At 70.0% G+C, this 13,654-nt stretch carries 14 protein-coding genes; 12 read left to right on the top strand and 2 right to left on the bottom strand.

The genetic code is table 11. From position 1 onward, the window contains the following. The first annotated feature begins 66 nt into the window (after positions 1-66). From J7E96_RS24185 to J7E96_RS24200, 4 genes are all read left to right on the top strand, one after another. Entirely contained in the window at positions 67-927 is an 861-nt protein-coding gene (locus J7E96_RS24185; RefSeq protein WP_215133779.1) for a Tat pathway signal sequence domain protein, read from the top strand. 79 nt (positions 928-1,006) lie between these two features. After that, the gene (locus J7E96_RS24190) at positions 1,007-2,341 is read left to right on the top strand and encodes a copper amine oxidase (RefSeq protein WP_215133780.1); all 1,335 of its coding nucleotides are present in this window, start codon (positions 1,007-1,009) and stop codon (positions 2,339-2,341) included. A gap of 109 nt (positions 2,342-2,450) precedes the next feature. Further along, positions 2,451-3,695 carry an SAV2148 family HEPN domain-containing protein gene (locus J7E96_RS24195; RefSeq protein WP_215133781.1) on the top strand — a complete coding sequence of 415 codons (1,245 nt, stop codon included), beginning with the start codon at positions 2,451-2,453 and terminating at the stop codon, positions 3,693-3,695. Between the two features lie 89 nt (positions 3,696-3,784). Further along, a complete protein-coding gene (locus tag J7E96_RS24200) occupies positions 3,785-4,507 on the top strand; it encodes a 3'-5' exonuclease (RefSeq protein WP_215133782.1) in 723 nt (240 codons plus the stop codon). 54 nt (positions 4,508-4,561) lie between these two features. Here the strand turns inward: J7E96_RS24200 and J7E96_RS24205 are convergent, their stop codons facing one another. Beyond that, a complete protein-coding gene (locus J7E96_RS24205; RefSeq protein WP_215133783.1) occupies positions 4,562-5,425 on the bottom strand; it encodes a phosphotransferase enzyme family protein in 864 nt (287 codons plus the stop codon). A gap of 125 nt (positions 5,426-5,550) precedes the next feature. Between J7E96_RS24205 and J7E96_RS24210 the strand changes: the two genes are divergently transcribed. The 8 genes from J7E96_RS24210 to J7E96_RS24245 all read left to right on the top strand — a co-directional run bounded on the left by J7E96_RS24210 (position 5,551) and on the right by J7E96_RS24245 (position 12,805). After that, positions 5,551-6,456: a carbohydrate ABC transporter permease gene (locus tag J7E96_RS24210; RefSeq protein WP_215133784.1), complete on the top strand. Its 906-nt coding sequence runs from the start codon at positions 5,551-5,553 to the stop codon at positions 6,454-6,456. 2 nt (positions 6,457-6,458) lie between these two features. Continuing rightward, entirely contained in the window at positions 6,459-7,292 is an 834-nt protein-coding gene (locus J7E96_RS24215; protein ID WP_215133899.1) for a carbohydrate ABC transporter permease, read from the top strand. Further along, entirely contained in the window at positions 7,292-8,605 is a 1,314-nt protein-coding gene (locus J7E96_RS24220; RefSeq protein ID WP_215133785.1) for an ABC transporter substrate-binding protein, read from the top strand. Before J7E96_RS24215 ends, J7E96_RS24220 begins: the two co-directional genes overlap by 1 nt. Before the next feature lie 46 nt (positions 8,606-8,651). Then, a complete protein-coding gene (gene mgt / locus J7E96_RS24225) occupies positions 8,652-9,851 on the top strand; it encodes a macrolide-inactivating glycosyltransferase (RefSeq protein WP_215133786.1) in 1,200 nt (399 codons plus the stop codon). Positions 9,852-9,903: 52 nt separating this feature from the next. After that, positions 9,904-10,392 carry a hypothetical protein gene (locus J7E96_RS24230; RefSeq protein WP_215133787.1) on the top strand — a complete coding sequence of 163 codons (489 nt, stop codon included), beginning with the start codon at positions 9,904-9,906 and terminating at the stop codon, positions 10,390-10,392. Between the two features lie 181 nt (positions 10,393-10,573). Continuing rightward, positions 10,574-11,773 carry a S8 family peptidase gene (locus J7E96_RS24235; protein ID WP_215133788.1) on the top strand — a complete coding sequence of 400 codons (1,200 nt, stop codon included), beginning with the start codon at positions 10,574-10,576 and terminating at the stop codon, positions 11,771-11,773. Between the two features lie 77 nt (positions 11,774-11,850). Next, positions 11,851-12,411 carry a DUF1697 domain-containing protein gene (locus J7E96_RS24240; protein ID WP_215133789.1) on the top strand — a complete coding sequence of 187 codons (561 nt, stop codon included), beginning with the start codon at positions 11,851-11,853 and terminating at the stop codon, positions 12,409-12,411. After that, positions 12,404-12,805: a DUF4440 domain-containing protein gene (locus J7E96_RS24245; RefSeq protein ID WP_215133790.1), complete on the top strand. Its 402-nt coding sequence runs from the start codon at positions 12,404-12,406 to the stop codon at positions 12,803-12,805. Before J7E96_RS24240 ends, J7E96_RS24245 begins: the two co-directional genes overlap by 8 nt. A gap of 35 nt (positions 12,806-12,840) precedes the next feature. On the opposite strand, the gene J7E96_RS24250 is transcribed toward J7E96_RS24245, so the two are convergent. Beyond that, complete coding sequence (locus J7E96_RS24250) at positions 12,841-13,629, bottom strand: aldo/keto reductase (protein ID WP_215133791.1); 789 nt, start codon at positions 13,627-13,629, stop codon at positions 12,841-12,843. Between the last annotated feature and the right edge of the window lie 25 nt (positions 13,630-13,654).

Below are 13,654 nucleotides of genomic sequence, written 5' to 3' on the forward strand. Positions count from 1 at the left end.
TATGCCAGTTGCTGGCGCGTGCGACGCGCGGGGCGACATGGGGCTCCGGGACGAGTAGGGGGCATTGTGAACAGCACAGTGCGCCGGCATCTGGGGAAGGTGCTGGCGGGAGCCGCGATGGCGGTGACCGGAACCGCGGTGATGATCGGGGTGACCCTGCCGGATCCGGTGGGAGCCGACGACACGCGGGCCGGCCGGTCGGGGGACGCGCCGGCCGTCGCCGGGTCCGCCGCCCAGGGAGAGCAGAGCGCCCAGGGGGACCGGGACAGCGCGAGCACGGCGGCGGGGCAGGCGCCCGCGCCCGGGGTGGTCGAGGGCGCCCCGGCCGCGGACGAGCAGGGCATCGGCAGGGACCCCCTGACGGACGCCGAGCTGGAGCGGGTGGAGAAGCTCGCGCTGACGCCCTCGCAGTTCGCCGGCGGCAGGGACGTCGAGGGGGACCGGGGGCCGCAGCACCTCGGCACGAACCTGAGCGAGATGGAGCCGTCCGAGGTCGACGACGCCGCGCCGCCGCGCCGCGCGGAGGTCTCGTACTACGACTACAAGAGCGATGAACTGGTGACGAAAACTGTCAACCTCGCCACCGGCAAGGTCGAGCGGTCCGGTGCGGTCAAGGGCGTACAGCCGTCGCCGACCCGCCAGGAGAGCCGTGAGGCCGCGGAGCTGATCATGGCGAGTCCGCTCGGCGAGGGCCTGAAGAAGGACTATCAGGACGCCATGGGCAAGCCGCTCACCTCGGTGGACCAGCTGCGGGTGAGCGGCGGGATCTACCGGGCGGACCGCGAGGAGACGGTGCCGCCGGCGCTCGCGAAGTGCGGGGTGCACCGGTGCGTCCGCGTCACGCCCAAGGTCAGGAACGGACCGTGGATCGACGCCCGCGATCTCGTCGTCGACCTGAGCGCGAGGACCGTCGGCCGCATCGGCTGACCACCCTCCCGGCCCTCTCGACGCCCGTCTCATCCTCTTCCTTCCCTTCCCGCACTTCCGTACGAGGGAGTTCATGCTCATGCACCTCAACAGAGCTTCTGGTGCCCGCAAGCGGGCCGCGGCAACCCTCGCCGTCGCCGCCCTGATGGGCGGCCTCGCCGCCGCGGGCGGTTCCGCGGCCACCGCGGCCCCCAAGGCGGCACCCAACGCGGCCCCCGGTGCCGCACCCGCGGCACCCGCACCGCCCCCGGCCGACTGCAGCGCGGCGTACCGCATCGAGCAGAAGCTCGACGGCGGCACCACCTGGCGCATGTGCTGGAATTACGACAGCGACGCCGGCCTCGTCCTGGAAAAGGTGTCGTACCAGCCCAAGGGCGAACCCAAACCGATCCGCGTCCTGACGAGCGCCAAGCTCGCTCAGGTGCACGTGCCGTACGACAACGGCGAGGCGGAGTACGACGACCTCACCGGCCAGGACTTCGGCGCACAACTCCAGGACCTGAAGCCGGCCGAATGCCCCGGCGGCACCATCAAGACCGTCCGGGTCCCCGGGAACGGCAACGTCAAGGGCATCTGCACGACCACGCGTGCGCGTGGGCACGCGTACCGCCTCGCCAATGACGAGGGCACCAAGGTCTGGCAGGCCCAGGGCAAGGACCTGCTCGTCTACACCGTCAACAAGGTGTCCTGGTACGAGTACATCACTGAGTGGCGGTTCTCGTCCGACGGCACCATATCCGCCAACGTCGGAGCGACCGGCAGCCTCGCACCGGAGGACTACGACGCCACCGACGGCCGGGGCTGGCCGATAGGCAAGGGCGCGCGGGACTACGCCACCAGCCACAGCCACAACGTCTTCTGGCGGCTCAACTTCGGTCTCGACGGCAACGCGAAGAACCGGATCGAGCAGTACGACTCGAAGGTGACACCGCCGCGGGGCAATGGAATGCCCACCACCAAGACGACTCGTACCCCCATAGCGAAGGAACTCGCGGGCGACGCCAAAAGCATGCGGTGGTGGCGGGTCGTCAGCGCGACGGGAAAGAACAAGGACGGGCACGCACGCTCGTACGAGATCGTGCCCGGCAGCACCAACAAGCACCCGGGGCGCAGCTTCACCAAACACGACGTGTATTTCACGAATTACCGCAAGTGTGAACAGTTCGCGAGCAACAACATCCGCGACTGCGGGAGCGAGAACGCGCCGGACAGCGTCGACAAGTGGGTGAACGGCGAGGTCCTCAAGAACCCCATCACCTGGGTCAACATCGGGTTCCACCACATCGCCCGCGATGAGGACCAGCAGCCCATGCCGGTCCACTGGCAGGGTTTCCAGCTCGCGCCCAGGGACGTAACCGCTATGAATCCGCTCACTCCGGCTGATCTCGCAGGACAGAACGGGCATTACCGGTAAGGGAGTTGGGAAAGGAGCCTGCGGATCCGGCTGCACCGCCTCCCGCTCCCGGAGTACCCTTCCTTGATCGTTGAAGACGGGGCTTCCAGGAGCTGAAGGCGGTGCGTGGGTGAGCTCGGGAGGGCTGGAACTGCCCCCCGGTGACGCAGGTCACGAGGGGGGTTCCGCAGGCGTCCCGCCCGGAGCGGTCTCGCTTGCGCGGCCGATGGAGATCGGAGCGGAGCTGGACTGGGGCGCGGACGCGTGGAGCGAGGTGCGTACGCGCGCTCAGCGGGCCGGGCGCGCCTACATCTGGCTGAATCTCGTGGAGCAGCGGCTGCGCGCCGTCGTCGCCGGGGTGCTCCGGCCCATCTACGAGCCGGTGCACGGCGAGGACGACTGGGTGGTCGCGGCCGCCGGGCCCGCGGGCCAGGAGTGGGTGCAGCGCGCTGTCGCGGTACGGGAGGTGTCCCGCAGGAAGGGCTACCTGCTCGACCCGGCCGACGACAACGTCATCAGCTTCCTCACGCTGCCTCAGCTGCGCGAGCTCATGGTGCAGCACTGGCCGTGCTTCGAGCCGTACTTCGACGACCGGCGCGACGTCGAGCTGGCCCTGGACGAGCTGGAGGTCACCCGTAACGTCGTCTCACGCAACCGGGCGCTGTCCGAGGCGGTCCTGGCCCAGGCTGAACGGGCGTCCGCGCGGCTGCTGGAAATCCTGGGCAGCGGGACGGGCGTGTCGTCGTCGGACCGGCTCAAGGTGGACGCGGTCGAGGATCTGGTGGGGGACCGGTACGCCGATGTGGTCAGCGTCCACCCGGACCGGGTACGGCTCCAGCGCCAGCTGCCCGCCGAGGACCTCTTCGGCGGCGCGCGGCGGCTCGACGCGATCGGCATAGGCCTGAACCTCCTCGTCCAGAACTTCTCCGGCAGGCGGCTGGTGCGGCTGGCCGAGTCCGGGTGCCGGATACGCCTGCTCTTCCTGAACCCGGCGAGCAGCGCGGTCAAACGGCGCGAGCGCGAACTCGGGCTGAAGAAGGGCGAGCTGAGCCGTTCGGTGGAAATGAACATCCTCCACATGCGGCGGGTGCGCTCCAAGCTCCGTGACCCGGGGGCGTTCCAGATCCAGGTCTTCGACGAGACGCCGCGCTTCACGGCGTACCTCGTGGACGGGGACGGCTCGGACGGGCTCGCCGTCATCCAGACGTATCTGCGCAAGGCGCGCGGCATGGAGGCGCCGGTGCTGGTGCTGCGGGGCGGCAGGCGCGGCGTGGTCCGGAACGGACAAGGCGGCCAAGAAGGTGAGAACGGTCTTTTCGATACATATCGGGAGGAATTCGAAGCCGTGTGGGCGGACTCCCGACCGGTCTCATGACGGTCTCCTGAGGGCGTTGTCAGTGGTGCGTGCGAGGGTGGTTTTCCACCGGGGAGCTTCCGGGGGAGCATCGCGAAGGAGGTCCCAGGATGGGATGGCACGGGGAAGCGCTGGTCGGATTCGACCTGGAGACGACCGGCACGGAGCCGCTGGAGTCCCGGATCGTCACGGCATCGATCGTCGGCGTGCAGCACGGCACAGTGGTCCGGCAGCGCGACTGGCTGGCCGACCCGGGCATCCGCATTCCGGCGCAGGCGTCGGCGATTCACGGCATCAGCAGCGAGCGGGCCGGAGCGGAGGGCAGGCCCGCCCGCGAGGTCGTCGAAGAGATCGCTCAGACGCTCACCGGCTACTGGGAGCGGGGGGTGCCCGTCGTCGCGTACAACGCGGCCTTCGACCTGACGCTGCTCGCGGCCGAGTTGAGCAGGCACGGGCTGCCGTCACTGAGCGAGCGGCGCGACGGCGCGGGCATCGGCCCGGTCATCGATCCGTACACGATCGACCGCGCCGTCGACCGCTACCGCAGGGGCAAGCGGACGCTGGAAGCGGTCTGCGTCGAGTACGGCGTGGTCCTGGACGGCGCCCACGAAGCCTCGGCCGACGCCCTCGCCGCGGTCAGGGTCGCTTGCGCGATAGCCGAACGCCACCCGTCGATCGCGGCGCTCGCCCCTGCCGACCTGCACGACAAGCAGATCCAGTGGTACGCCGACTGGGCCGCCAACTTCCAGGAATTCCTCCGCAAAAAGGGCACCCCGGACGCGGTCATCGATCCGCGCTGGCCGCTGCGCGAGCTGACCCCGGTAACGCGCTGACGCCCTGCCGCCGCCCACCCGCCGCCCGGCTGCCGCTCCTCGGACCGCGGCTCCTCAGAACGGGTACCAGCGGACTTCGGGGTCGCCGTCGCGCAGGGACGCCACCCGCCGGCGGAACTCGGCCAGCGCCGCCGGGTTCGACGGGGCGTGCTGCGCCACCCAGGCGCAGCTGGCCGTCTCACGGGCGCCGCGCAGCACCGCGCAGCCGGACCATTCGCGTACGTCCCAGCCGTACGCGGAAGTGAAGGCGTCGTACGCCTCGGGGTCCAGGCCGTAGCGGTCGCGAGAGAGGGCCATCACCACCAGGTCGTGCTCCCGGAAGTCGGCGGCGAAGGTCTCCAGGTCGACCAGGACCGGGCCTTCGGGGCCGACGTGGACGTTACGGGGCAGCGCGTCGCCGTGGACCGGACCCTGCGGCAGGTGCGGGGTGAGCGCGGCCGCCGCAGCGGCGAAGTCGTCGCGCCGCTCACGCAGATACGCCGCGTCGGCCGGGTCGATCGCGTCGCCCGCGAGCCGCAGCCACCGCTCGACGCCGCCGAGCAGTTCGCGCCGGGGGAGGGGGAACGAGGGGGCGGGCAGGGCGTGAACGAGGCGCAGCAGCTCCGCCAGGTCCTGGGCGCCCGCGAGACGTACGGACTCGGGCAGCCGGTGCCACACGGTCACCGGGTGGCCCTCCACCACGCGGGGCTTCGGCTCGGCGGCCCGTACGGCGGGGACGCCCGAAGAGGCGAGCCAGGCCGCCACGGCCAGTTCGCGCTGGGCCCGCGCCACCAGCTCCGGGTCGCGGCGGCCGATCTTGACCACGAGGTCGCCGGCCCCGAACACCGCGTTCTCGCCGAGCGCCAGCAGCTTCGCGTCGGAGGGGGAGGCGGGGAGTCCGGCGGTGGCCAGAACCTCGCGTGCCCGTGTCTCGTCCATGAGTACAGATTCTCGCATTCCCGCAGGTGGGGTTGACGAACCGACGGCCCGTCAGCACGATGACGGGGGCCGCCGGGGTGGCTGGGCAGTCCAGATCCGCCGAGCCGCCCGAAGGAGTGGAATCTGTGACATTAGAGACCGCAAAGCCGCGGTCCGGCCGAAGTTCCCTGGGCGGCAGCTGGTTCCTGGTGCTGCCCGCGCTGATCCCCATCCTGATCCTGAGCGTCGGCCCGCTGCTCTACGGCGTTGCCCTCGCCTTCACCGACTCCCAGTCGGGCCGCACCACACCCACCCAGTGGATCGGGCTGCTGAACTTCCAGGACCTGTTGCACGACACGCTGTTCTGGGACTCGTTCCGCATCGGCCTGCTGTGGGCGGTCGGGGTGACCGTGCCGCAGTTCCTGCTGGCGCTCGGGCTCGCCCTCCTGCTCAACCAGAACCTCCGCTTCCGCTGGCTGGCCAGGGCGCTCGCGATCATCCCCTGGGCCATGCCCGAAGTCGTCGTAGGCATCATGTGGCGCCTCGTCTACAACCCCGACGCCGGGATCCTGAACGAGACCATCCGCGACCTGGGCCTGGGCGACGGAGGCGACTGGCTGACCGGCCTCGCGACCGCCCTGCCCGCCGTCGTCCTCGTCGGCATCTGGGCGGGCATGCCCCAGACCACGGTCGCCCTGCTCGCCGGTCTCCAGAACACCCCGCACGAGCTGCACGAGGCGGCCGCCCTCGACGGCGCCGGCGCCTGGCGCCGCTTCCGTACCGTCACCTGGCCCGCCATCAAGCCGGTCGCCCTCGCCATCACGGCCCTCAATTTCATCTGGAATTTCAACTCCTTCGCACTGGTCTACGTCCTGACCAACGGCGGTCCCGGCGGCCGCACCCGCCTCCCCATGCTCTTCGCGTACGAACAGGCCTTCCGCTACGGCCAGTTCGGCTACGCCGCCGCCATGGGCTGCGTCATGGTCGCCGTGATCTCGGTGATGCTCGCCTTCCACCTCGTGAACCGCCTGAAGGGAGGCGAAGACCAGTGACGCTGCGCACCAGCAGGTCCGCACGCACCGGCCAGTACCTCGCGCTCGCCTGCTACCTCGTCTTTCTCGCCTTCCCCTTCCTCTGGCTCGTCTCGACGGCCTTCAAGCCGCCGCGCGAGCTCGGCTCCCTGCACCCCACCTGGATCCCGGCCAACCCGACCCTCGACAACTTCCGCCAGGCCTTCGACGAACAGCCCCTGCTGGAAGCCGCGCTCAACAGCCTCACCGCCGCGCTCTCGGCAGCTCTGATCGCGGTCGTCATCGCGACCCCGATGGCCTACGTCATGGCCCGTCACCGCAACAAACTCTCCGCCGCCGCCACCGGCTGGGTCGTGGTCAGCCAGGCGTTCCCCTTCGTCCTGGTGATCATCCCGCTCTTCCTGATCCTGAAGAACCTCCACCTGATCAACTCCCTGGTGGGCCTGATCATGGTGTACGTCGTGTGGTCCCTGCCCTTCGCGCTCTGGATGCTGGTCGGTTACGTCAGGGCCGTACCGCGCGAGCTGGAGGAGGCGGCGGCGGTCGACGGGGCGGGCAGGCTCCGTACGCTCGTCTCGGTCACCGCCCCGCTGCTGGCCCCCGGCATCGTCGCCACCGCGCTGTTCGCGTTCATCACCGCGTGGAACGAGTTCTTCTTCGCGCTGGTCCTCCTCAAGACCCCTTCGATGCAGACATTGCCGGTCGTTCTGACCCACTTCCTCGGCGCGGAAGGCGTGGCAGACCTCGGCCCGCTCGCCGCCGCCGCGTTCCTCGCCACGCTCCCCTCCCTCGTCGTCTTCGCCCTCATCCAGCGGCGGATCACGGGCGGCATGATGGCCGGGGCGGTGAAGGCGTGATGCGACGTATCACCAAGCTCGCGGTCGCGGCCACCGCGCTCGCGTCGCTGCTCCTCACCGGCTGCTCGGACGACGGCGACGGCGGCGGCCGGGACGCCGATGGGAAGGTCACACTCCGCTTCCAGTCCCTCGCCTGGCAGAAGGAGTCCGTCGACGCCAACAAGGAACTCGTCGACGAGTGGAACGCCGCACACCCCGACGTACGCGTCGAGTACGTCCAGGGCAGTTGGGACAGCGTCCACGACCAGCTGCTGACCTCTTTCGAGGGCGGCGAGGCGCCGGACATCATCCACGACGCCTCGGACGACCTGGCCGACTTCGCGTACGGCGGCTACCTCACCGACCTGCGCGAGCTGCTGCCCGCCCGGCTCAAGGGCGACATCCCGCAGCGCAGCTGGGACACGACGACGTTCGGCGACGGGGTGTACGGCGTGCCGTTCCTCCAGGAGCCGAGGGTCCTGATCGCCAACGAGAAGATCCTCAAGGAGTCGGGCGTACGCATCCCGACTGCCGAAAAGCCGTGGAGCTGGCCGGAGTTCCGCCGGATCACCAAAAAACTGAGCGACGGCAGCGGCGACGGAAGGAAGTTCGGCGTCGCCTGGCCGCTCAAGGACCCCGTCTCCGCCACCCTCAACCTGGGGCTCTCGGCGGGCGGGCGGCTCTTCCACCGCGACGCCGACGGCAAGGCCGAAGTGCGCTTCACCGAGGGCGACGCCGTGGTCCCCGACACCGTCCGCGACCAGGTCAACGCCGACAAGAGCGCGTCGGCGGCCACCCTCGGCATGGGCGGCTCCGACACCCTGCCCGGCTTCTTCGGCGGCAAGTACGCCATGGTGCCGCTCGGCTTCTCCTACCGGCAGCAGATCGCCCAGCAGGCACCCGAAGGCTTCGAGTGGACAGTGCTGCCGGCCCCGGCCGGCGCCGGGGGCCCCGCCCAGGGAGTGAGCCCCCAGACGCTTTCGATCGCCGAGGAGAGCCCGTACAAGAAGGAGGCGATGGAGTTCATCGACTTCTTTCTCCGGCCCGCCAACATGGCGCGCCTCGCCAAGGGCGACTGGATGCTCCCCACCGGCACCGGCGCCCTGGAGGACCCGGCCCTGCGCGCCGAGAAGGACGGCTGGGCGACCGGCGCCGCACTCGCCGAGCACCTGGTGCCGGCCCCTGCCCAGTCCGTGCGCGGCTATCCCGAGTGGAAGGACAAGGTGGCGACCCCCGCCTACCAGGAGTACTACAGCGGTGCCATCGACGCCGACGAGCTGGAGAAACGCCTGGTCGAGGACGGAAACCTGGTGCTGGCCCGCTACCAGCGCTGAGTAAATCATATTGCACGAGACGTATCGTCTCGCTTAAGGTCGCGGCATGACTTCACGCAAGCGTGCCCACATCGCCATGTTCTCCATCGCCGCCCCCGGGCACGTGAACCCGAGCATCGAAGTGATCCGGGAGCTCGTCGCACGGGGACACCGCGTCTCGTACGCGATCCCCGCCTCCTTCGCCGAGAAAGTCGCCGTCACCGGCGCCGACCCGGTCGTCTACACCTCGACACTCCCCACCGAAGACGATCCGGAGGCTTGGGGCACGGAGCTGATCGACAACATCGAGCCATTCCTCAACGACGCGATCCAGGTCCTGCCGCAACTCGTCGAGGCGTTCGAGGGCGACGAACCGGACCTCGTCATCCACGACATCACCGCCTACCCGGCGCCGGTCCTCGCCCACCGCTGGGGCGTGCCCGCCGTCTCGCTCTCCCCGAATCTCGTCGCCTGGCAGGGGTACGAAGAGGAGGTCGCCGGGCCGATGTTCGCCGAGCTCAAGCAGTCCGAGCGCGGCCGGGCGTACTTCGCGCGCTTCCGCGCCTGGCTCGACGAGAACGGGATGCCCGACATCGACCCCGACCGCTTCGCGGCGCCGCGCCGCAGCATCGTCATGATCCCCAAGGTCCTCCAGCCGAACGCCGACCGCGTGGACCGGTCCGTCTACTCCTTCGTCGGCGCCTGCCAGGGCGACCGCGAGGACCAGGGCGGCTGGCAGCGCCCGGCCGGCGCGGAGAAGGTGCTGCTGGTGTCGCTGGGTTCGGCGTTCACCAAGCTGCCGGCCTTCTACCGGGAGTGCGTCAAGGCGTTCGGCGACCTGCCCGGCTGGCATGTCGTGCTCCAGATCGGCAAGTTCGTGGACGCGTCGGAGCTCGGCGAGGTGCCTGCCAACATCGAGGTGCACAACTGGGTGCCGCAGCTGGCCGTCCTCAAGCAGGCCGACGCCTTCATCACGCACGCGGGCGCCGGCGGCAGCCAGGAGGGCCTCGCCACCGGTACACCGATGGTCGCCGTCCCGCAGGCCGTCGACCAGTTCGGCAACGCCGACATGCTCGTCTCGCTCGGCGTCGCCCGCAGGATCGACACCGAGGCCGCCACCGCCGACGCCCTGCGCGCCGCCGTCCTCGGCCTCGTCGAAGACCCCGAGGTGGCGCGCAGGGCCGAGGACATGCGCCGCGCCATGGCATCCGAGGGCGGCACCGCGCGAGCGGCCGACCTCATCGAGGCCGAGCTGCCCGCTCGGTGACCGGGATACCGTCTCCTTGATCGTCCGCGTCGGACCTGGGGGAGCGGTACTCATGGGCAAGCGTTTCGCACTGATTTGTGGGGGCGCCCTCGCGCCGGCCGCCGCCGTGGCGGCCGGCGTCTGGCTGATCTGGTTCCGTCCGCCGTACGCTCTCGCCGACTCGCCGTCGGCCGACGTCACGGTGAAGGCGGAGAAGTCCGAGTACGCGGACGTCGCGGAGACCGCGGAGGACGTCGACACCCTCGTGAAGGTGTACGTACAGCGGCTCAAGGCCGGCGACGCCGAAGGGCTTGCCCGACTCGCGGGGCCGGATTTCGGCCAACCCGGCGCAGACGCCCGGAAGTTCGTCCGCGAGTACGCCGATGACGCGCAAGGCCGGGTGGAAGCCACCGTCGTCGAAGGCGTTGTGCCGTACTTCAACAGGGTGGGCCTGGCGTACGAGAAGACGGGAAGGCGGCAGGAACTCCTTCTCGTCAAGGACGACGGGCACTGGTGGGTCGCACTCGGCGACGGCGACCCGGCGGCGGGCAACGGGAGTTGAGGCTCCTGTCCGACTTGGCGTGCGCTGACCCATTTCTTATTACGAACCCTTGTTGAGTAAGTAACAGGCGTATGAAGGTCTTGATCTGAGCGCGTCAATCGGTCAGGGTTTCGAGGCAGCCCCGGAGAATTTCCGGTCCGGAGGCAAATCCCCCCACATTTTGACGAGGAGACCCCTCTTCATGGCATTTCATAAGCGTTCCAGCCGCCTGAAGCTCACCGCGGCGATAACCGCCGTAGCGGCAGCGGCCGGCGTGACCGTACTCAATTCCTCCTTCGCGGGAGCCGCTCCCGTCGCCGAGGGCCACGTGTACGGAGCCGACGCCAAGGGCGCCGTCGCCGGCAGCTACATCGTGATGCTGGACGAAAAGGCCGACAAGCAGGACCTGGCCAAGGAGTACGGAGGCAAGCTGCGGCGCGACTACAGCTCCGCCATCAACGGCTTCTCCGCCAGCGGACTTTCGGAAACCGAGGCCAAGCGCCTCGCCGCCGACCCGTCCGTCGCCAAGGTCGTCCAGAACAAGAAGTTCTCGATCAACGCGACACAGGACAACCCGCCGTCCTGGGGCATCGACCGCGTCGACCAGGCCGACACCGCCGGCGACAGCAAGTACACGTACCCGGACAGCGCGGGCGAGGGCGTCACCGCGTACGTCATCGACACCGGTGTCCGCGTCTCGCACAAGGACTTCGAGGGACGCGCCGCCCACGGCTTCGACGCCGTCGACAACGACGACTCCGCCGACGACGGCAACGGTCACGGCACGCACGTCGCCGGAACCATCGCGGGCGCCGCGCACGGTGTCGCCAAGAAGGCGAAGATCGTCGCGGTCCGCGTCCTCGACGACAACGGCTCCGGCACCACCGAGGGAGTCGTCGCCGGCATCGACTGGGTCACCAAGAACCACCAGGGCCCCTCCGTCGCCAACATGAGCCTCGGCGGCGGCGCCGACGAGGCCCTCGACGAGGCGGTACGCAAGTCCATCGCCTCCGGCGTCACCTACGGTGTCGCGGCGGGCAACGAGTCGAGCGACGCCGGCCAGGGCTCCCCGGCCCGCGTGAAGGAGGCCATCACCGTCGCCTCCAGCACCAAGGACGACGCGCAGTCCGACTTCTCCAACTTCGGCGCCGTCGTGGACATCTACGCGCCCGGCTCCGACATCACCTCCTCCTGGAACGACAGCGACGGCGGCACGAAGACCATCTCCGGTACGTCGATGGCGGCCCCGCACGTGGTGGGCGCCGCCGCCGTCTACCTGGCGGGCCACAAGGACGCCACCCCGGAGGCCGTCGCGACGGCGCTGACCGGCGGGGCCACCCCCGACAAGATCAGCAACCCGAGTCAGGGCACCCCGAACAAGCTGCTGAAGGTCGTCGAGTAAGCACTCGCGCTCAGCACTGAGCGAGCGGTCGCCGTGCCCTCCCCCACGGGGTGCGGCGGCCGCTTATCGTTTGGCGCATGACCACGACGTACGCCGCCCTGCTGCGCGGAATCAACGTGAGCGGGCACAAGAAGGTCCCCATGGCGCAGCTCCGGGCGCTGCTCACCGAACTGGGCCACCGGGATGTCCGTACGTACCTCCAGAGCGGCAACGCCGTCTTCACCACCGACGTGGACGCATCGGCCGCAGCCGAGGACGCACTCGCCGCGGCCCTGGAGCGGGCCATCGAGACCCACTTCGGCTTCAGCGTCGACTGCCTGGTCCGCAGCGGCGCCTATCTGAAGGCCGTCGCCGACGCCTGCCCCTTCCCGGCCGCCGAGCTGCAGGCCAGGCAACTGCACGTCACCTACTTCTCGGGGCCCGTCGCCCCCGACCGGTTCGCGTCCATCGACCCGGCGGCGTACCTCCCCGAGGAATTCCGCCTCGGCGACCGCGTCCTCTACCTCTACGCACCGGACGGTCTCGGCCGCTCCAAGCTCGCCGAGGTACTCGCGCGACCGGCCCTCCTCAAGGGCGTCACCGGGACCACCCGCAACTGGAACACGGTCACCAAACTCGTGGAGATGACCCGTGACTGACGACGCCGTCGAAGCCGCCATCGAGAACGAACTGCGCCTGCTCGACCCGACCGTCCGCAACAGCCCCGGCCTCCTCGCCGAGCTGCTCCATCCCGAGTTCCGCGAATTCGGCGCGTCGGGCCGCCGCTGGGACCGTGACTCGGTCATCGCGGCCCTCACCGACGGGTCCGCCTCGACGGCCCGCCCGATCACCACGACGCGGATGACGGGCGTACGGCTCGCTGAAGACCTGGTCCAGCTGACCTTCGACACCGAGAGCAAGGGCCGCCGCGCCCACCGGAGTTCGCTGTGGCGCCTGACGGACCGGGGCTGGCTGCTCTACTTCCACCAGGGCACGCCGTACGAAGAGGAAGAAGAAAGCACCGGCCCCGGCGTCACGCCGCAGGGGCCATGACCCGCCCCGCCCGTGCGGCCGGAGCACGGCACTGCTCATAGCTCCGCCATCTCCTCCGCGCTCAGCCGCAGCTCCGCCGCGTCCAGGTTCTCCTCCAGGTGTACGAGCGACCCCGTGCCCGGCGTCGGGCACAGCACGGGGGAGCGGTGCAGCAGCCAGGCCAGCGCGAGCTGCCCACGCCCCTTCCCCAACTCACCGTTCGCCAGCGGGAACCAGGGCAGAAACGCGATCCCGCGTGTCTCGCACAGCTCCAGAACGTCCTCGGAAGACCGGTCCACCAGGTTGAAGCGGTTTTGTACGGACGCGATCTCCGTCAGCGCCAGCGCCTCCTCCAACTGCCCCACGCTGACGCAGTCCAGGCCGATGTGCCGGATCTTGCCCGCCGCGCGCAGCTCGTCGAGCGCGCCGAGCTGTTCGGCCATCGGTACGTCCGGATCGAGCCGGTGCAGCTGATACAGATCGATGGTCTCGACCCGCAGCCGCCGCAGGCTCGCGTCGCACATCGCCCGCAGGTCCTCGGGCCGCCCCGCGATGTGCCAGGCGTCGGCGCCCGTACGGACCACCCCGCCCTTCGTGGCGACGACGAGTCCGGCCGGGTAGGGGTGAAGCGCCTCGGCGACGAGCTCTTCCGCCAGCCCCGGACCGTAGTTGTCCGCCGTGTCGATGAGCGTGACACCGCGCTCCACCGCGCGCCGCAGCACCGCGACCGCATCCGCACGCGCGCCGCGCGGGCCCCAGTAACCGGGCCCGGTCAGCTGGGCCGTACCGAACCCGAGCCGGCGTACGGGCAGGTCCCCGCCGATCGTGAAGGTGTCCGAGATCATGTGCGCACGCTACTCCGTGCACCCT

The organism is Streptomyces sp. ISL-96 (assembly GCF_018614035.1).
Classification (GTDB): Bacteria; Actinomycetota; Actinomycetes; order Streptomycetales; family Streptomycetaceae; genus Streptomyces.